Here is an 18,713-nt window from a genome sequence, read left to right as displayed (position 1 = left end):
CCGGTGTCCACGCTCACTCTCCGCGCGAAGCGCCGCAGGTCGGCGCTTCGAACGGTGGCCTTCCTGTCACCGTGGCTCATCGGGTTCGGCGTCTTCTTCGCCTATCCCCTGGTGTCCACCGTCTACTTCTCCTTCATGAAGTACGACGGCTTCGGCGCCCCCCAGTTCCGCGGCCTCGGCAACTGGTCCTACGTCTTCCACGACTACCCGATGTTCTGGCCGGCCCTGCGCAACACGCTCTGGCTGGTGCTGATCATGGTCACCTGCCGGGTGCTCTTCGGGCTCGGCGTCGGTCTGCTGATCACCAAGATCAAAACCGGGGCGGGTGTCTTCCGCACCCTCTTCTATCTGCCGTACCTCGCCCCGCCGGTCGCCGCGACGCTGGCCTTCGTCTTCCTCCTCAACCCCGGGACCGGGCCGGTCAACTCGGTCCTCGACGGACTGGGCCTGCCGACGCCCGGCTGGTTCACCGACCCGGCCTGGTCCAAGCCGGCGCTCACCGCCCTCGCGCTGTGGGGCGTGGGCGACCTGATGGTGATCTTCATGGCCGCGCTGCTCGACGTCCCCAAGGAGCAGTACGAGGCCGCCGAACTGGACGGGGCCTCGGCCTGGCAGCGGTTCCGGTTCGTGACGCTGCCGAGCATCTCGCCGATCGTGATGTTCGCCGTGGTCACGGGCGTGATCCAGACCATGCAGTACTACACGCAGCCCCTGGTGGCCGGGAAGGTCGCCTCCGGCATCATCGGCGGCTCCGGGCAGCAGTTCGAGCCGGGCTACCCGGACAAGTCGACCCTGACGCTGCCTCAGCTCGTCTACAACCTGGGCTTCCAGCGCTTCGACTACGGCGCCGCCTGTGTGGTCGCCCTCGTGCTGTTCGCCCTGTCGATGGTGTTCACCGCGCTGCTGATGCGGCGCCGGGGCGGACTGATCGGAGCGGGTGACTGATGACCCAGGTACTGGACGTACGCGACAAGCCCGTCACGACGGTGGCGGCCCCCGACAGCGAGCGGACCGCCCGCCGCCGGGCCCTGCTGGAGTGGATCGCCGTCCACTCACTGGGCGTGGCCGCCGCGCTCTTCTTCACCCTGCCCTTCGTCTTCGTGGTGCTGACCTCGCTGATGAGCGATCAGCAGGCACTCACCCGCGATCTGATCCCGGACACCTGGGAGTGGGGCAACTACCGCCAGGTCCTCGACACCCCCGGCTTCCTGACCTGGTGGCGGAACACCCTGGTCTACGCGGGCCTCGGCACGGTCCTCACCGTCGTGTCGTCCCTCCCCGTGGCGTACGCACTCGCCAAGTTCCGCTTCCGGGGCCGTAATCTGGCGCTGATGCTGGTCATCTCGATGATGATGCTGCCGCCGCAGGTCGTGGTGATCCCGATGTACCTGTTCTGGGCCAAGCAGATGGACCTGTCCGGTTCGCTGTGGCCGCTGATCATCCCGATGGCGTTCGGGGACGCGTTCTCCATCTTCCTGCTGCGCCAGTTCCTGATGACCATCCCCAACGAGTACCTGGACGCGGCCCGGGTCGACGGCTGCGGCGAACTGCGCACCCTGCTGCGGGTCGTCCTGCCGATGGCGAAGCCCGGCATCGCGGCCGTCGCCCTGTTCCAGTTCTTCTACGCCTGGAACGACTACTTCGGACCGCAGATCTACGCCTCCGAGAACCCGGCCGCCTGGACGCTCAGTTACGGCCTGGAGTCCTTCAAGGGCGCGCACCACACCGACTGGAACCTGACCATGGCCGCGACCGTGCTGGTCATGGCCCCGGTGATCCTCGTGTTCTTCTTCGCCCAGAAGGCGTTCGTCGAAGGCGTCACCCTGACCGGAGTAAAGGGTTGATACAGCTATGAAGCTCACCGTGGTCGGCGGAGGGTCGACCTACACTCCCGAACTCGTCGACGGGTTCGCCCGGCTCAGGGACACGCTGCCGATCGAGGAGCTGGTGCTCGTCGATCCGGCCGCCGACCGGCTGGAGCTGGTCGGCGGGCTGGCCCGCCGGATCTTCGCCCGGCAGGGGCACCCGGGCCGGATCGTCACCACCGGTGACCTGGACCGGGGCGTCGAGGGCGCGGACGCCGTGCTGCTCCAGCTGCGCGTCGGCGGCCAGGCCGCCCGGGAGCGGGACGAGACCTGGCCGCTGGAGTGCGGTTGCGTCGGGCAGGAGACCACCGGCGCGGGCGGCCTGGCGAAGGCGCTGCGCACGGTCCCGGTCGTCCTGGACATCGCCGAGCGAGTGCGCCGGACCAACCCGGACGCCTGGATCATCGACTTCACCAACCCGGTGGGGATCGTGACCCGCGCCCTGCTCCGGGCCGGCCACAAAGCGGTCGGCCTGTGCAACGTGGCGATCGGCCTGCAGCGGAAGTTCGCCGCGCGTCTCGGTGTGGCCCCGGCCGAGGTGCACCTGGACCACGTGGGCCTCAACCACCTCACCTGGGAGACCGGGGTCCGCCTCGGTGGCCCCACGGGCGAGGACGTCCTGCCGAAGCTGCTGGCCGACCACGGCGAGGCGATCGCGGCCGACCTGCGCCTGCCCCGCCCGGTCCTGGACCGCCTCGGCGTGGTCCCGTCCTACTACCTGCGCTACTACTACGCCCACGACGAGGTCGTACGGGAGCTGGGTGCCAAGCCCTCGCGGGCCGCCGAGGTGGCCGCGATGGAGCGGGAGTTGCTGGAGATGTACGCAGACCCGGCGCTCGACGAGAAGCCCGCGCTGCTCGCCCGGCGGGGCGGGGCCTTCTACTCGGAGGCGGCCGTGGACCTCGCCGCGTCACTGCTGGGCGACGGGGGCAGCCCGTACCAGGTGGTCAACACCGTCAACGGCTCCACGCTGCCGTTCCTGCCCGCGGACGCGGTGATCGAGGTGCAGGCCGCCGTGGGCCCGGACGGCGCGGAGCCGCTGCCGGTACCCACCGTGGATCCGCTGTACGCGGGCCTGATGGCGAACGTGACCGCCTACGAGGACCTGGCCCTCGACGCGGCCCTGCGCGGCGGCCGGGACCGGGTCTTCCGGGCCCTGCTCTCCCATCCCCTGATCGGCCAGTACGCGTACGCCGAGACCCTCACCGACCGGCTGCTCGCACACAACCGGGAGCACCTCGCGTGGGCATGAGCGACGGCGTGCGCGGGAGTTCGACCGCGGGCGCCCACCCCGATCCGGGCGCGGGCGTACGCGGGCGTGACGGCGGGCGCGGGAGCGTGCTCGCCGTCGACGCGGGCAACAGCAAGACCGACGTGGCCGTGATCGCGCCCGACGGGGAGGTGATGGGCACGGCGCGCGGCGGCGGGTTCCAGCCGCCGACGGTCGGGGTGACCGTAGCGGTCGACGGCCTCGCGGACGTCGTACGGCGGGCCTTCGCCGAGGCCGGCGTCGGCTCGGTCGACCATGTCTCGGCGTGCCTCGCGAACGCCGACTTCCCCGTGGAGGAGCAGGGACTGGCGGCGGCGCTGCGCACGCGCGCGTGGGGCACGACCGTCGAGGTCCGCAACGACACCTTCGCGATCCTGCGGGCCGGCGTGGCCGAGCCCCGGGGCGTGGCCGTGGTGTGCGGTGCCGGCGTGAACTGCGTCGGCATGCGCCCGGACGGCCGCACCGCCCGCTTCCCCGCGCTGGGGCGTATCTCCGGGGACTGGGGCGGCGGTTGGGGCCTGGCCGAGGAGGCGATGTGGCACGCGGCCCGTGCCGAGGACGGCCGGGGCGGTCCCACGGCACTCGCCGAGACGCTGCCCGCGCACTTCGGCCTGGACTCCGTGTACGCCCTGGTCGAGGCCCTGCACCTGGGGCACATCCCGGCCGTCCGCCGCCATGAGCTGACCCCGGTCCTCTTCGCCACGGCCACCGGCGGCGACCCGGTGGCCCGCTCGCTGGTGGACCGTATGGCCGAGGAGGTGGTGGCCATGGCGACGGTGGCCCTGACCCGCCTGGACCTCCTCGGCGAGGAGACCCCCGTCCTCCTCGGCGGCGGTGTCCTCGCCACCCGGCACCCCCTCCTCGACGCCCGGATCCGCGAGGCGCTGGCCGCCGCCGCGCCCAAGGCCGTTCCCCGGGTGGTCACGGCCGCCCCGGTGCTGGGCGCGGCGCTGCTCGGCCTCGATCACGTGGGCGCGCCGCGCGGCGTGCACGCGCGCGTGCGGGCGCACTACGAGAGAGGCTGACCCCACCCCCGCGCCACCCTCCGGATCTCCCCCTCGAACGCGTTCGAACCCCCAGGGAACCGAACCCGAACGAACCGCGTATTCATGGGCAGGGGGTGGTGCGGGAAGCCTTGTGCCGCGCCGGAATTCGACAAGGACAGCGCCTACGGACACGATCGGGGAACAAGATCGAGTCAAGGTCTGTGCGTTGTCAGTCCCGACGGCGATACTGGCGGCCGTGCACCTCTGTCCGTGCGAGCGGGCGGAAGCGATGGACGGATGACCAGGGGGAGGTCAGGTGACATTCACGCCGGAGGGCAGCGCGGCACCGACGGCACCACCCACGGGCCCGGGTCCCACCGTGCCGCCTCAGGCCACACCCGGGTCGAGGTCCCCCGTGCCGCCTCCGGCCCCGGACGGCGGGCCGCCCCGCCGGACCGCGTTCGCCGAGGGCGCCGACCGGCTGCGCGCCGCCGCGACGACCGAGCCGGGCCGACTGCGCATCATCGGCGCCGTCCTCGCGCTCCTGGTCGTCGCGTTCGGCTCCGTCACCGCCTGGCAGATGAACGACCGCGCGGCCGCCGCCGACGACGTGCTCCACGGCAGCCAGCCGCTCAGCTCGGCGGCGGCCGACATCTACAGCTCCCTCGCCGACGCGAACACCGCCGCCTCCAGCGGCTTCCTCGCGGGCGGGCAGGAGACGAAGCAGTCCCGCGACGAGTACGAGGGGGAGATCAAGGAGGCGGCCGACAACCTGGCGATCGCCGCCTCGGCCTCGGAGACCGGCTCGAACTCCGAGAAGCGCGTCGCCGAACTCAACGCCCTGCTCCCGGAGTACAAGGGCCTGGTCGAGCGGGCCCGGGCCAACAACCGGCTGGGCTATCCGCTGGGCGGCGCCTACCTGCGCTACGCCAACGACAAGATGCAGAACCAGATGCTCCCGAAGGCCAAGGAGATCTACGACAACGAGAACGAGCGGCTGCGTGACGACTACGCCGACGCCACGTCGTATCCATGGGCCGCGATCGCTCTCGGTGCGGTTGCCATCGGTGGCCTGGTCTGGGCCCAGCGGCGCAACTACCGTCGCACCAACCGAGTGTTGAACCACGGCATGGTCGCCGCGACAGCCGCCTCCACGGTCGTCCTGCTCTGGCTGGCCGTAGGGCACACCGTCGCCCGCTCGGGCCTGAACGACTCCTACGACAGCGGCGTGCGCTCGCTGACCGCGCTGAACGACGCTCGCATCGCCTCCCTCAGGGCCCGGGGCAACGAGAACCTGACGCTGATCAGCCGGGGTGCGCAGACCACCGAGATCACGGTCGACGGCGAACCCCGTGCCGTGGACGAGTTCGACCACAACTTCGGGCTGGAGATGGCCACCCTGGAGAAGCAGCTGGCCGCCGCCGAGCGACTCGCCGACGACGACAGCGGCAAGAACCCCGTACGGGCCGCCGGCGCGGGCATGGAGGAGTGGCGCGACCGGCACGACAACGCCCGCGCCGCCGACGACAAGGGCGACTACCAGTGCGCTCTCGACCAGGTGATCGGCGGCCGGTCCACGACCGACTGCCCGGACGGCGACAAGCCGACCGGTGAGTGCTTCGACGAGGTCGACAAGAACCTGGGCATCGCGAGCGCGTACGAGAAGCGGGAGTTCCTCACGGCGGCCCAGGGTGGCCGTGACGCGATGCTCGGGCTCCCCGTGGGTGCCGCCGTACTGGCCGTGCTGGGCGCGGCCGGCGCGGTGCTGGGCATCGGGCGCAGGCTTTCGGAGTACCGGTGACGACGGCGGGAGGAGACTCGGTGGAAGGAGGAGCGATGAACGCGGTACGGCGCCTGCGGGCCGGTCTCAAGGGCTGGGGCGGCGTGGGCGCGATGGCTGTCCTCTGCGCCCTGACCCTGGTCTTCGCCCTGGTGCTGCCGGTGAAGGGCACCCGCGGCGACGGCGCGACGGGCACCGGGGGTCAGGGGGTGGCCCGGGGCACGCAGGTGCGGGCGGACGAGTGCGACACCATGAAGGACCCGGAGAACCAGAGCCCGAGGCCCTCCTCGAACGAGTCCGGCCCGGCGATCGAGCGGATCAGGAACAACGACGTCCTCACGGTCGGCGTCGACCAGAACAGCTTCCGCTGGGGCTACCGCGATCCGAACAGCAGCAAGGACGAGGCCGAGTTGGAGGGCTTCGACATCGACATCGTGCACCGCATCGCCGAGGAGATACTGGGCGATCGGGACAAGGTCCGTTTCCGCGCGATTCCCACCAGCCAGCGCATTCCCGCGCTCCAGGACGGGATCGTCGACATGGTGGTCCGCACCATGACGATCAGCTGCGACCGCATGAAGGATGTCGCCTTCTCCCAGCCGTACTTCAAGACCGGGCAGCAGGTCCTGGCCCCCAAGTCCTCGACGATCAAGGGCTACGGCAAGACGCTGGCGGGCAAGAAGATCTGCACGGCGGCCACTTCCACCGCCTGGTCCACCCTTGAGGCGGGCAAGAAGTCGGGCAAGCTGCCCGCCTCCGCCGACATCTCCCTGACCGTCCCCAACCAACTCGACTGCCTGGTGCGGCTCCAACTCGGCGAGGTCGACGCCGTGGTGACCGACGGAGCGCTCGCAGCGAGTCAGGCGGCGCAGGATCCGACGGTCGATCTGAAGGGCGCTCCGTTCACCACCGAGTACTACGGCGTGGCGATGAACCTGAAGGACGCGGATCTGGTACGCCGGGTCAATCAGGTGCTGGTGGACTACCTCAAGGACGGCTGGCAGGACTCGTACGACACGTGGCTCTCCGGGACGCTCGGCGACGACTCGGCGCAGTCCCGGCCGCCTTCCCCCCAGCAGTACAGAGACTGACCGACCGGGACCGACGTACGAGGGCCGCATTCAACTGACGGACACCGACAGCAGCGAGAGGTGATCGATGGGCGTCGCGGGATCCACCGGGCCGGTGATGGACCGGGACGAGGTGGACCGTGCGCTCGCGCGGCTCGGCGCGGAGCACGAGGCCATCGAGACCTCGCTGCTCGCCCTTCAGGACCACGCGGGCCGCAGGCTGCTCGAAGGCGCCGAGCTGACCGGCGTCACCAAGGAGCGCTGGAGCGCCGCGGAGGCGTCGATCACGCTGCTGTGGGCGTACTTCGACGCGTACTCGGACGCGTTGCGCAGCGCCCGGGAGATCCGTTCGCGGCGCCGCTGGTCCAGCCGTGAGGACCTGGTGGAGCTGACCGAACTGCTGCGCGGCGAGGCGGTCACGGTCGCCGGCTCCGCGACGGCGATGGCGAACGCGCCGACGCTGCAGGGCACGACCCGGCTCAGCGAACAGTTCTCGCTGGTCACGCTGGTGGACCGGATGAACGACCTGTACGCGTCCTCGCTGGACATGGTCGTGGCCGCCGACGCGGTGTGGTCCGCGCTGCCCGCCAGAATCGATTTACTGGCCGCCGAGCTCCAGCGCACCCGTCACCTCGCGCACTCCGTGGGCGTCCGCCCCGGCGAACATCCGGCCGGCGACGACCTGGAGCGGATCACCCGCACCCTGACCCGGCTCCGTGAGCAGGTCATCTCGGACCCGCTGGCCTTCTGGGTGCCCGCGCCGGGCAGTTCGGCTCCCGGTGGCGGCCGCCCGGACACCTCCACGTACGACCGCGAGGCACGGGCCCTGGAGGACGTGCGGCGGGAGATCGACGCCGTGCTGACGGTCCGGCAGGACGCGGAGGCCCGGCTGGTGAAGCTGCGGGACGTCCTCAGCCGTGCGGACCGCACGCTCGCCGAGGCGCGCAGCGCGCGCGGTGAGGTGCTGGCGAAGATCGCCGCGACGGAGGTGCCCGTGGTGAGCGGCCCGCCGACGGTGCTGCAGGAGCAGCTGGCGATGGCGGCGGAGTACCGCAGACACGCGCAGTGGCACCGGCTCTCCCCGCTCCTGGAGTCCCTGGAGCAGAAGGCGGACGACGAACTGCTGCGGGCCCGCGAGTCGTTGACGGCGGTCACCGCGCCACTGGCGGTCCGCGCGGAGCTGCGCGGCCGACTCGACGCGTACAAGGCGAAGGTCGCCCGGCACGGGTTCGCGGAGGACTCGCTGCTGGTCGAGCGGTACGACGCGGCGCGGCGCATGCTGTGGAGCGCCCCCTGCGATCTGCGTGTCGCCGAGATGGCGGTGCTGCGCTACCAGCATGCGGCCGCCGAACTGCTGGGCCAGTCGGTGCCGCCCCAGCGTGCGCCCCAGGACCGAAGGGAGGAACAGCCGTGAGTGGGACAGAGGAGAGCGCGAGCCCGGCGGGCGAAGAGGCGTCGCGGCAGTCGTGCCAGCGGCCCGGTTGCTCGGGTTCGTACGAGGACGTGGGCGGCGGCGAGCTGTACTGCGACGAGTGCGGTCTGGCGCCGGTCGTCTCGACGAGCGGCATGGTCAACTCCCCGCCCACCGGCATCACCGGGGGCGGGCGCGGCTCGCACGGCTCCGGTTCCAGCAGCACGCGCTCCTCGCGTTCGTCCGCGCGCTCCTCGCAGTCCCGGCGCTCGGTCTCCGGCCGGCTCTCCCGTGCCCTGTCGGGCCGGTCGACGGGCCGCTCGGTGTCGGTGCGCAGCTCCGGCAAGACCTCCGGCACCTCGGGGCGGGCGCGGCTCGGCGTGGGTCTGGTCCAGGTCCCCGACGTACCACGTCCCGACCCGCGCTCGATGGTGCTGGAGACCGCCGAGGTGCCCGAGCGGAAGCGGTTCTGCTCGCGCTCCGACTGCGGGGCACCGGTCGGCCGGGCACGCGGTGAGCGGCCCGGGCGCACGGAGGGTTTCTGCACCAAGTGCGGCCACCCGTACTCCTTCGTGCCGAAACTGCACGCGGGCGACATCGTGCGCGGCCAGTACGAGGTCGTGGGCTGTCTGGCACACGGCGGTCTGGGCTGGATCTATCTGGCCATAGACCGGGCGGTGTCGGACCGCTGGGTGGTGCTGAAGGGCCTGCTGGACACCGGCGACCAGGACGCGATGGCCGCCGCGATCTCCGAGCGCCGCTTCCTCGCCGAGATCGAGCACTCCAACATCGTCCGCATCTACAACTTCGTCGAGCACCTCGACCAGCGCACCGGCTCGCTGGACGGGTACATCGTCATGGAGTACGTCGGCGGCAAGTCGCTGAAGGAGATCGCCAACGGCCGCCGCACGACGGACGGCCGCCGCGACCCGCTGCCGGTCGAGCAGGCGTGCGCGTACGGCATCGAGGCCCTGGAGGCGCTCGGTCACCTCCACAGCCGCAACCTGCTGTACTGCGACTTCAAGGTCGACAACGCGATCCAGACCGAGGACCAGCTCAAGCTGATCGACATGGGCGCGGTGCGCAGGATGGACGACGACGAGTCGGCCATCTACGGCACCGTCGGCTACCAGGCGCCCGAAGTCGCCGACGTGGGCCCGTCCGTCGCCTCCGACCTGTACACGGTCGCCCGGACGCTCGCGGTCCTCACCTTCGACTTCCAGGGCTACACGAACGTGTTCGTGGACTCCCTGCCCGATCCCGACAACATCGAGGTCTTCCGCCAGTACGAGTCCTTCTACCGGCTGCTCGTACGTGCCACCGACCCCGACCCGGCCCGTCGGTTCGCCTCCGCGCAGGAGATGTCGGAGCAGTTGACGGGTGTGCTGCGGGAGGTCGTCTCCCTCCAGACGGGACGGGCCCGTCCCGCCCTGTCGACGATCTTCGGGCCCGAGGTGAAGGTCACGGACACGGAGCTGTTCGCGAAGCTGGACGGGGATGTGTCCCGGCTGGGGACGCGGGTGGTTCCGGTGGGGAGGGGGCTGTGGCGAGGCAGGGCGGCTGCCGCGCGGAACGGGGGTTCGGCTTCCGGATCGCTGCCGGGGAAAGGTGGTTCGCTTTTCGGCTCCCTTGAGGGGAAGGGTGGTTCGCCTGCCGCTTCCCTCGCCGGGAACGGGAGTTCGCCTTCCGCTTCGCTCACGGGGAACGGCGGTTCGCCTTCCGCCTCCCTCGCCGGGAACGGCGGTTCGCCTTCCGGTACGCCCGCCCTGCTGACCGCCGGCGCGGCCGTCCCCACCCGGCTCACCCGACAGCTCGACACCGCCGCCGCGGCCCTCGCGCTGCCCGTCCCGCGCGTGGACCCGGGGGACCCGAACGCCGGGTTCCTGGCGGGGCTGATGACCTCCGCGCCGACCGAGCTGATCACGGCGCTGCACGCCGCCCCCAGCGGCTCGCTGGAGCTGCGGCTGCGCGAGCTGCGGGCCCGGCTGGAGATGGCCGAGTTCACCATCGCCCTGGCCACCCTGGACGCCCTGGAGCGGGACCACCCCGACGACTGGCGGGTGGTCTGGTACCGGGGCGTGGCCGCGCTCGCCACCGGCGACCACGAGAACGCCGCGCTCTCCTTCGACGCGATCTACGACGCCTTCCCGGGCGAGCCGGCCCCCAAGCTGGCCCTCGGCCTGTGCGCCGAGGTGCTGGGGCAGCTGGACAACGCCGCCGAGTACTACCGCCTGGTGTGGACGACCGACCCCAGCTTCGTCAGCGCCGCGTTCGGGCTCGCCCGGGTGCGGCTGACCGCCGGGGACCGGGAGAACGCCGTCCGGACCCTGGAGTCCGTACCGGAGGCGTCGATCCACTACACCGCCGCCCGGGTCGCCGCCGTGCGGGCGCGGCTCAGACACCGTACGGAGGCGACGCTCGGAGCGGGAGCCACGGCGGGCGGAGCCGCGTCGGAGGCCCCCTTCCTGGACGATCTGACCGCGGCCGCCGGGCAGGTCGAGGCGCTCGGCGGGTACGGTCTGGACGCGGTGCGTCGCGAGCAGTTGTCCACAGAGGTCCTCGGCTGCGCCCTGGACTGGGTACTCTCCGGGAGCCAGGGTGCCGCGCCCCCGGCCGGCGAGCGGGTGCTGCTCGGCAGCACGCTGGACGAGCGCGGACTCCGCTTCGGACTGGAGCGGTCGTACCGCACTTTGGCCCGGCTCGCCCAAGGCGGCGAGGAGAGGATCGACCTGGTGGAACGTGCCAACCGTTACCGCCCCCGGACGTGGGTGTAGTTGATGTCGCAGATGCCCCAGCCGACCGCGCTGACGAAGTGCCCGATCTGCGAGTGGCCCCTCGCCTCGGACGACCGCTTCTGCGGTGCGTGCGGCCATGACCTCTCGACGGTCCCCGCACCGCCGGAGGACCAGCCGACCATCACCATGAACGGGACGGCGGGCACCGCGCCCGACGAGGCCGCCCCCGTGGACTGGCCCGTCGCCTCCGAACCCAGCACCGACACGCCCCCGCCGGTGGTCCGACCCACCGACATACAGGGCACCGACTCCGGCGGCGGCGAACTGCCCGGACCCGGGCGGGGGGTACGGTTCGACCGGCACCACGAGCCCGACGAGTACCCGCTGGCCGCGCCCCAGCCGCCGGACCCGCGCACCACCGACCTCGCCACCCCGCCGGCCGGTACGAAGGTGTGCGTGGCCTGCCGCGCTGGCCACGTCGACCGGGACGGCTACTGCGAGAACTGCGGACACGCCCAACCCCGCGAGCGCGACCACATGGAACTGGAGTTGGGCGCGGTCGCCGCGGTCAGCGACCGGGGCCTGCGCCACCACCGCAACGAGGACTCGTTCGCGATCTCCTCGACCGCGCTGCCGGACGGCTCCCCTGCGGTCGTCGCGATCGTCTGCGACGGCGTGTCGTCCGCGACCCGCCCCGACGACGCCTCGTTCGCCGCGGCCCGCGCCGCCAACGAGACGGTGCTGGAGTCGCTGCCGCGCGGCACCCACCCGCAGCAGGCGATGCACGACGCGATCGTCGCCGCCGCGAGCGCGGTCAACGCCCTGGCGGAGGAGCCGGAGACGGCCCAGGAGCACGCCCCGCACCAGAACGCGCCGGCCTGCACCATCGTCGGCTCCGTCGTCACCCCGAGCCTGCTCGTCGTCGGCTGGGTCGGCGACAGCCGCGCCTACTGGGTGCCGGTGGACCGCAGCGCGCCCCCGGCCCGGCTCACCGAGGACGACTCGTGGGCGGCGCAGATGGTGTCCGCGGGACTGATGAACGAAGCCGAGGCGTACGCCGACGAGCGCGCCCACGCGATCACCGGCTGGCTCGGCGCGGACGCGTACGAACTGGAGCCGCACACCGCTTCCTTCAAGCCGGACCGGCCAGGTGTAGTGGTGGTGTGCACCGACGGGCTGTGGAACTACGCGGAAGCCGCGGAGGAGATGGCCGAGGCCGTGCCCCTGGACGCGGCCGAGCGGCCGTTGCACTGCGCGCAGGTCCTCGTGGGCCGCGCTCTCGACGGAGGTGGCCACGACAACGTAACAGTGGCGATCCTGCCGTTCCCGGCGCCGCCTCAGGGGGCAGGATCGGCCTGAGGGTGCGCGCGGGCGGGATGTTCGCGGGCACCCCGGCGGCCGGACGGGAAGGGCCGACGGACCGGAGGGGACCGGTCCGGGTACGGGCACGCACAGTCATCACCCCACGTGCTGTGGGGCCGCTAGGGGGATCTGAGTAGGCATGGCCAATTTCTCGAAGTCGAACGTGCCGCAGTTCTCGGTCGAGGTGTACCAGAACGAGTACCTGCCCGAGGGCGGCCGTGAGGTGAACGCCATCGTCACGGTCAGCGCCACCGGCGGTGGCACCATCGGCAGCGCGGTCGCCGCGCCGCACCTGTACTCGCCCGGCCAGGGCCCGTCCGCCGCCGTGGCGCTCATGGTCGACTGCTCGGGGTCGATGGACTACCCGCCGACCAAGATGCGCAACGCCCGGGACGCCACGGCCGCCGCGATCGACACCCTGCGCGACGGCGTCCACTTCGCCGTGATCGACGGCACCCATGTGGCCCGGGAGGTCTACCCCGGCGGCGGCCGGCTCGCGGTCGCCGACTCCGCCACCCGGGACCAGGCCAAGCAGGCCCTGCGCCGGCTCAGCGCGGGCGGCGGTACCGCCATCGGCACCTGGCTGAAGCTCGCCGACCGACTGCTCGCCTCGGCGGACGTCGCCATCCGCCACGGCATCCTGCTCACCGACGGCCGCAACGAGCACGAGTCGCCGGAGGATCTGAAGGCCGCGCTGGACGCCTGTGCCGGACGGTTCACCTGTGACGCGCGTGGAGTGGGCACCGACTGGGAAGTGAAAGAGGTCACGACCATCGCCTCCGCGCTGCTCGGCACCGCCGACATCGTCGCCGACCCGGCCGCCCTGTCCGCGGACTTCACACAGATGATGGAGGCGGCCATGGGCAAGGAGGTCGCGGACGTCGCGCTCCGGCTGTGGACCCCGGTCGGCACGCAGATCAAGTTCGTGAAGCAAGTGGCGCCCACCGTCGAGGAGTTGACCGACCGTCGCACCGACGCCGGACCGCGCGCCGGGGACTACCCGACCGGTTCGTGGGGGGACGAGTCCCGCGACTACCACGTGTGCGTCGAGGTCCCGGCCGCCAACGTCGGCCAGGAGATGTTGGCCGCCCGTGTCTCGCTCGTCATCCCGCAGTCGGACGGCACCGCGCAGAACCTCGGCGCCCAAGGCCTGGTGAAGGCCGTGTGGACCGACGACATGGTCGCGTCCACGTCGATCAATCCCCAGGTCGCGCACTACACGGGTCAGGCCGAACTGGCACAAGTCATCCAACAAGGTTTGGATGCCCGTAAATCCGGCGATTTCGACGGAGCAACGGCAAAGCTGGGGCGGGCCGTTCAGCTCGCCAGCGCCTCGGGGAACGCGGATACTGCGAAACTGCTTGCGAAGGTGGTGGACGTGGTCGACGCGGCGACAGGTACTGTGCGACTGAAGGCGAAGGTCACGGAGGCCGACGAGATGACTCTCGAGACACGGTCGACAAAGACTGTTCGTGTAAAGAAGTAGCTGGAAGCAAACAAGCAAAACCCGGAAACACCGCTGCACATGAGCCTGGCTCCCCCACCGGGGATCCGGGCTGAACCGGCCACACCGGCCCGTCGCGGCCACAGGAACCGGCCGCGAGGCCGGAAAGGAGAGGGGGAAGCGCCGACATGCCGACCTGCCCGAACGGACACCAGTCGGGTTCCGACGACTGGTGCGAGGTCTGCGGTCACCGTATGGCCGGTGCCGTACCCCCGCCGCCACCACCGCCGCCCCCGGGCGCCGGTTACGGATACCCGCCGCCCGGCTCCCCTCCCCCGCCTCCGGGCGCGGGCGGTCCCGGGGGACCCGGCGGCCCGGGGGGACCTGGGGGTCCCGGGGGTCCCGGCGGACGCCCGCGCCTCGCCGCCGACCCGGAACTCTGCCCGCAGTGCCGCACGCCCCGCGAGGGCGGCGCGCCCTTCTGCGAGGAGTGCCGGTGGAACTTCCTGACGAACACGGCGACCACGTACACACCGGCCGCGCCGCGGCCTCCGGCGCCCGGACAGGGGCCGGGTGGCCCCGGTCCCGGTCCCGGCGGTCCAGGCCCCGGAGGCCCAGGCCCCGGACAGGGCGGTCCCGGCGCCGGGGGGAATCCGGCGCTCCGCTTCCAGCAGCCGCCTCCGCCGTCCTACGGCGGCGGTGAGGGGTACGACTACCAGAGCTCCCGCCCCTCGCAGGTGAACCGTCCCGCCGAACCGATTCCGCCGGGGCCGCCCTTCGGCGGCGAGCCGTCGGGTCCGGGCGGGCCCGGAGGGCCCGGAGGGCCCGGAGGCCATGGCGGTCAGGGTCCCGGTGGACCCGGACGTCCGGGTGGTCCCGGTGGCCCGTCGGGGCCGGGGGGTTCCTCCGGCTTCGGCGGCGGTCCTTCGGGACAGCCGGGTCCGGGGCAGGCGGGACCGGGCCAGTCCGGTCCGTCCGCGTTCGGCGGTGATCCGTCGCGCCCTGGGCCCTCGGCCTTCGGTGGTGACCCTTCGCGTCCCGGCCCCTCGGGCTTCGGCGGCGATCCTTCACGTCCCGGGCCCTCCGGCTTCGGCGGCGACCCCTCACGACCGGTTCCGCCCCCGCCCGGGCCTACGCCGGGCGGGCCCGGCGGCCCTGGCGGACCTGGCGGGTCCGGTTTCCCCGGCGGCTCCGGCCCCGGTGGGCCCGGCGGCCACGGCGGTCAGGGCCCCGGTGGCGGTCAGGGCCCCGGCGGGGCGCCGCAAGGGTTCCAGCAGGCGGGGGCTCACGCCCCGCCCGCTTTCCCGCAGGAGACCCGGCGGCCCCAGCCCGGAGGTCCCGGCGGCCCCGGTTCCGGTGGCGGCCCCTCGTTCGGCGGTGACGACGACTGGGTGATCTCCCCGCCGTCGACCGGCCCGGGCGGCCCCGGTGGACCCGGTGGACCCGGTGGGCCTGCGGGCCCCGGCGGCCCCGGCGGCGCGGGTGCCCGTCCGGGCGGCTACGGCTACCCGCAGCCCGGTGCGACCCAGGCCCCGCCCGGCCCCGCGTACCAGCAGGCGCCGACGACCTGGAGCGCGACCATCGGCCCTGATCGTGACTACTTCATGGCGATGATGCAGCGCTCGGGCCCCGAGGCCGCGGGCCTGAACCTGCCCGCGTACTCCCCGGAGCAGCGGCGCACCCTCACCGGCAACCAGATCACCATCGGACGGCGCCGCCACTCCACCGGCGACACCCCCGACATCGATCTCTCGGTGCCGCCGGAGGACCCGGGCGTCTCCCACCAGCACGCGGTACTGGTGCAGCAGCCCGACGGCGGCTGGGCGGTCGTCGACCAGAACTCCACGAACGGCACCACGGTCAACGGTTCCGAGGACCCCATCCAGCCCTTCGTCCCGATCCCCCTCCAGGACGGGGACCGGGTCCACGTGGGCGCGTGGACGACGATCACGATCCGCCGGGGCTGACCCGCCCCGCGGCAGCGCGACCATCAGGGCCGACCGAGCACATCGGTCGGCCCTGAGCCGTCGGTCGGCCCTGACCCGTCGGTGCCCGCCCGGCGCCCGGTCATGGCAGCGGCCAGGCGTACGGCCCCTCCGGCTCGTCCAGCCAGGCCCAGGCGTGCTCGCCGCGGACCGTGATGCCGTAGCGCTCCCGCGAGGGCATCCCCTCGCGCTGCCACAGCGCGAGCGCCTCGTGCGGGTCGAGACTGGCCGCCGTGAGGGCCAGCAGGAACCGGAAGAGCTCGTGGTCCCTGGCCCGGTGCGGCAGTCCGCCCAGATGCGGATGCACCGCTTCCGGCCCACTGCCCCCGCGCAGGGGCACGAAGTACGCGGAGGTGTGCAGGAAGCGCCCCTCCGCGTGCTCCGCGTCCTCGACCCGAAGCCGTACCAGCCCCGTCGCCAACGGCGTCAGGATGCGGGCGCCGGGAGTGCACTGGGCGAGCCAGGCGCGCGGGATCGAGTGCAGCGTGCAGGTGGCGATGATCCGGTCGTACGGCGCCCGCTCGGGCACCCCGCGCGCCCCGTCCCCGGTGACGACGGTCGGGTGGTATCCGGCGGCGTCCAGATGCCTGCGCGCCGCCTCCGTGATGTCGGCGTCCAGATCGACGGTCGTGACCAGGTCGTCCCCCAGCCGGTGCGCGAGCAGGGCGGCGTTGTAACCGGTGCCGGCGCCGATCTCCAACACCCGGTCGCCGTCCTCCACCTCCAGCTCGGCCAGCATCTTCGCCATCAGCGACGGCTGGCTGCTGGATGAGATCAGCTCCCCGTCCCGCACCCGCGTGGCGAGCGGCGTGTCGGCGTACGCGCCCCGCACCCAGCGGGCCCGCCGCCGGGGGTCGCGTTCCTCGCCCCACAGCCGCTCGAAGCCGCCCTGGACGCCCACGTAGTAGTACGGGACGAAGAGATGCCTGGGGACGCTCTCGAACGCCTTCCGCCACTCGGGGGCGGCGTCCCACGCCCCGCTCGCCTCGATCTCACGCACCAGCGCCGACCGGGCCTCGGCGGCGAGACGTTCCAAGTCGTGGTCCACAGTGTGCGTGCCCATACCTCCACTGTGCGGCCGGACGCCTCAAGAGGCGAGCACCGCGGCAGTTCGGTCCGGAATCAACCGGTCCGCCCTCTTCGTGATGGTCCTAAGCCTCAGGTCCTCCGCCGCCGCGTCTGAGACCATGGGGAACGTGAATGAGATTCGGCGCGGCACGCTTCAGGAGCAGACCTTCTACGAGCAGGTCGGTGGCGAGGAGACCTTCCGGCGCCTCGTGCGCCGTTTCTACGAGGGTGTCGCCGAGGATCCGATCCTGCGGCCCATGTACCCCGAGGAGGACCTGGGCCCGGCAGAGGACCGCCTCACCCTGTTCCTGATCCAGTACTGGGGCGGGCCCACCACGTACAGCGAGAACCGGGGCCACCCCCGACTCCGCATGCGCCACGCCCCCTTCACCGTCGACCGCGCCGCCCACGACGCCTGGCTGAAGCACATGCGCGACGCCGTCGACGACCTCGGCCTCTCCGAGGAACACGAGCACACCCTGTGGAACTACCTCACCTACGCGGCCGCCTCGATGGTGAACGCCCCGGGCTAGACGGGCAGCGCGCGGGCACGGCATCGTTCGGCCGGGGCGTTGCTCTCCTCTTCGCCCTCACGGCCGTGATCTGCCCGCTCGCACGCGACGTCTGCGGGCTCAGCGGACGCTGATGCCCAGCGTTCCCAGCCCCGCCCTGCGTACGGCTATCGATCCGTACGGTGTGCGCAGTCTCAGCCACGCCCCCGACGAGAACAGTTCCGGTGTCGCCGTCTCGGGCGGGCCGGACGCGCGCGGCGGGCGGAGGAAGCCCAGCGACTGGGCCGCGTGCACGGCGCGCACCGGAAGGGGCGTGTCCCCGACCACCCGGGACCAGATCTCCCGCCCGATCCCGTCCAGCTCGGCCCGTGTCCGGCGTTCGGGCGGCAGTTCCTCGGTGCGGGACCGGAATTCACGCACCGCCGCGGAGACCATCGCCTGTAGCGCGTCCGGTGCGGGCAGCCCCGTCTCCGGCCGCCAGCCGCCGCGCGGGGGAAGCACCCCGGCCCACGGCGGTCCGGTCACCGCTTCCGGGACGACGGCCGTGGCCCCGGACTCGTCGATGGATTCCAGGAGTTCGCCGGCCGACACGGTCACGTCGAGCGTGACGTCGATCCCGTCCTCGTAGGGCTTGGCGAGGCGCACTGCCCGGATCGCCAGGACCTCGAAGGACGGTGGCCGACCGAAGACGGCGAGTGCGGTGCCGGCCGCCTGGAGACGTACCGCGGCACCACGGTCGTAGTGGAGCAGCCGGGAGAGGAAGGCCGCGAGATCCGCCGCCTCCCCCTCGTCGGCGAGGTGGAGCACCGTCATGCGGCGACGGCCTCTTCCGCGTCATCCCTGTACTCCTCCAGGAACTCACGTTCCTCGGAGGTGATCCGGCGGGGCCGCTGCGTCGAGAAGTCGAACGGCACTATCACCGTCGAGGCGCGGACGTAGACCTGGTCCGGGTCCTTGACCTCGTAGGTGATCGTGAACGACGCCGCTCTTATCTCCGTGACCCACAGCTCGATGTCCACGGGCTGGTGCCGGTGGACCAACTGCCGCTTGTAGTCGATCTCATGGCGTGCCACCACGGACCCCTGCTTGAAGTCCTTCTCCGGGCGGAACAGGAAGTCGATACGGGCTTCCTCCAGGTATCGGAGGAAGACCACGTTGTTGACGTGGCCGTACGCGTCCATGTCCGCCCAGCGCAGTGGGCAGCGGTAGATGTGCCGCAAGATCG

General features: G+C 72.2%; 15 protein-coding genes. 12 read left to right on the top strand and 3 right to left on the bottom strand.

The features are described from left to right. The first annotated feature begins 3 nt into the window (after nt 1-3). The 11 genes from K1J60_RS28875 to K1J60_RS28825 all read left to right on the top strand — a co-directional run bounded on the left by K1J60_RS28875 (nt 4) and on the right by K1J60_RS28825 (nt 15,890). Nucleotides 4-945 carry a carbohydrate ABC transporter permease gene (locus tag K1J60_RS28875; RefSeq protein WP_220648754.1) on the top strand — a complete coding sequence of 314 codons (942 nt, stop codon included), beginning with the start codon at nt 4-6 and terminating at the stop codon, nt 943-945. Continuing rightward, nucleotides 945-1,844 (top strand): carbohydrate ABC transporter permease, encoded by a 900-nt coding sequence (locus tag K1J60_RS28870; protein WP_220648753.1) that lies wholly within the window; start codon nt 945-947, stop codon nt 1,842-1,844. The genes K1J60_RS28875 and K1J60_RS28870 overlap by 1 nt, the downstream gene beginning before the upstream one ends. Before the next feature lie 7 nt (nt 1,845-1,851). Then, nucleotides 1,852-3,117, top strand: a complete 1,266-nt coding sequence (locus K1J60_RS28865; protein ID WP_220648752.1) for a 6-phospho-beta-glucosidase — start codon at nt 1,852-1,854, stop codon at nt 3,115-3,117. A gap of 86 nt (nt 3,118-3,203) precedes the next feature. Beyond that, nucleotides 3,204-4,160 (top strand): N-acetylglucosamine kinase, encoded by a 957-nt coding sequence (locus tag K1J60_RS28860; RefSeq protein ID WP_220651748.1) that lies wholly within the window; start codon nt 3,204-3,206, stop codon nt 4,158-4,160. Between the two features lie 277 nt (nt 4,161-4,437). Then, nucleotides 4,438-5,922: a hypothetical protein gene (locus tag K1J60_RS28855; RefSeq protein ID WP_220648751.1), complete on the top strand. Its 1,485-nt coding sequence runs from the start codon at nt 4,438-4,440 to the stop codon at nt 5,920-5,922. A gap of 35 nt (nt 5,923-5,957) precedes the next feature. After that, on the top strand, nt 5,958-6,992 hold the full coding sequence (locus K1J60_RS28850) for a glutamate ABC transporter substrate-binding protein (protein WP_259407961.1): 1,035 nt from the start codon (nt 5,958-5,960) through the stop codon (nt 6,990-6,992). A gap of 67 nt (nt 6,993-7,059) precedes the next feature. Then, on the top strand, nt 7,060-8,385 hold the full coding sequence (locus tag K1J60_RS28845; protein WP_220648749.1) for a hypothetical protein: 1,326 nt from the start codon (nt 7,060-7,062) through the stop codon (nt 8,383-8,385). After that, nucleotides 8,382-11,156 (top strand): serine/threonine-protein kinase, encoded by a 2,775-nt coding sequence (locus tag K1J60_RS28840; RefSeq protein ID WP_220648748.1) that lies wholly within the window; start codon nt 8,382-8,384, stop codon nt 11,154-11,156. The genes K1J60_RS28845 and K1J60_RS28840 overlap by 4 nt, the downstream gene beginning before the upstream one ends. Further along, the gene (locus K1J60_RS28835; protein ID WP_220648747.1) at nt 11,157-12,476 is read left to right on the top strand and encodes a PP2C family serine/threonine-protein phosphatase; all 1,320 of its coding nucleotides are present in this window, start codon (nt 11,157-11,159) and stop codon (nt 12,474-12,476) included. It begins immediately after the preceding gene. Between the two features lie 142 nt (nt 12,477-12,618). Then, a complete protein-coding gene (locus tag K1J60_RS28830; RefSeq protein WP_220648746.1) occupies nt 12,619-13,965 on the top strand; it encodes a vWA domain-containing protein in 1,347 nt (448 codons plus the stop codon). A gap of 146 nt (nt 13,966-14,111) precedes the next feature. Beyond that, a complete protein-coding gene (locus K1J60_RS28825) occupies nt 14,112-15,890 on the top strand; it encodes an FHA domain-containing protein (protein WP_220648745.1) in 1,779 nt (592 codons plus the stop codon). A gap of 100 nt (nt 15,891-15,990) precedes the next feature. Here K1J60_RS28825 and K1J60_RS28820 read toward each other — a convergent pair whose 3' ends face one another. Beyond that, entirely contained in the window at nt 15,991-16,971 is a 981-nt protein-coding gene (locus K1J60_RS28820) for a methyltransferase domain-containing protein (RefSeq protein WP_220648744.1), read from the bottom strand. 124 nt (nt 16,972-17,095) lie between these two features. On the opposite strand from K1J60_RS28820, the gene K1J60_RS28815 reads away from it, so the two are divergent. Beyond that, a complete protein-coding gene (locus tag K1J60_RS28815; RefSeq protein ID WP_033526430.1) occupies nt 17,096-17,509 on the top strand; it encodes a globin in 414 nt (137 codons plus the stop codon). A 99-nt stretch (nt 17,510-17,608) separates the two neighbouring features. Here K1J60_RS28815 and K1J60_RS28810 read toward each other — a convergent pair whose 3' ends face one another. Together K1J60_RS28810 and K1J60_RS28805 are read right to left on the bottom strand one after the other, a co-directional pair. Continuing rightward, complete coding sequence (locus K1J60_RS28810; RefSeq protein WP_220648743.1) at nt 17,609-18,301, bottom strand: hypothetical protein; 693 nt, start codon at nt 18,299-18,301, stop codon at nt 17,609-17,611. Further along, nucleotides 18,298-18,708 carry an acyl-CoA thioesterase gene (locus K1J60_RS28805; RefSeq protein ID WP_220648742.1) on the bottom strand — a complete coding sequence of 137 codons (411 nt, stop codon included), beginning with the start codon at nt 18,706-18,708 and terminating at the stop codon, nt 18,298-18,300. The genes K1J60_RS28810 and K1J60_RS28805 overlap by 4 nt, the downstream gene beginning before the upstream one ends. Nucleotides 18,709-18,713 lie beyond the last annotated feature (5 nt).

The sequence above is a fragment of the Streptomyces akebiae genome, assembly GCF_019599145.1.
Taxonomy (GTDB): Bacteria; Actinomycetota; Actinomycetes; order Streptomycetales; family Streptomycetaceae; genus Streptomyces; species Streptomyces akebiae.
Note: the sequence above shows the minus strand (reverse complement) of the source record. Positions and strands in the feature narration are given on the sequence as shown.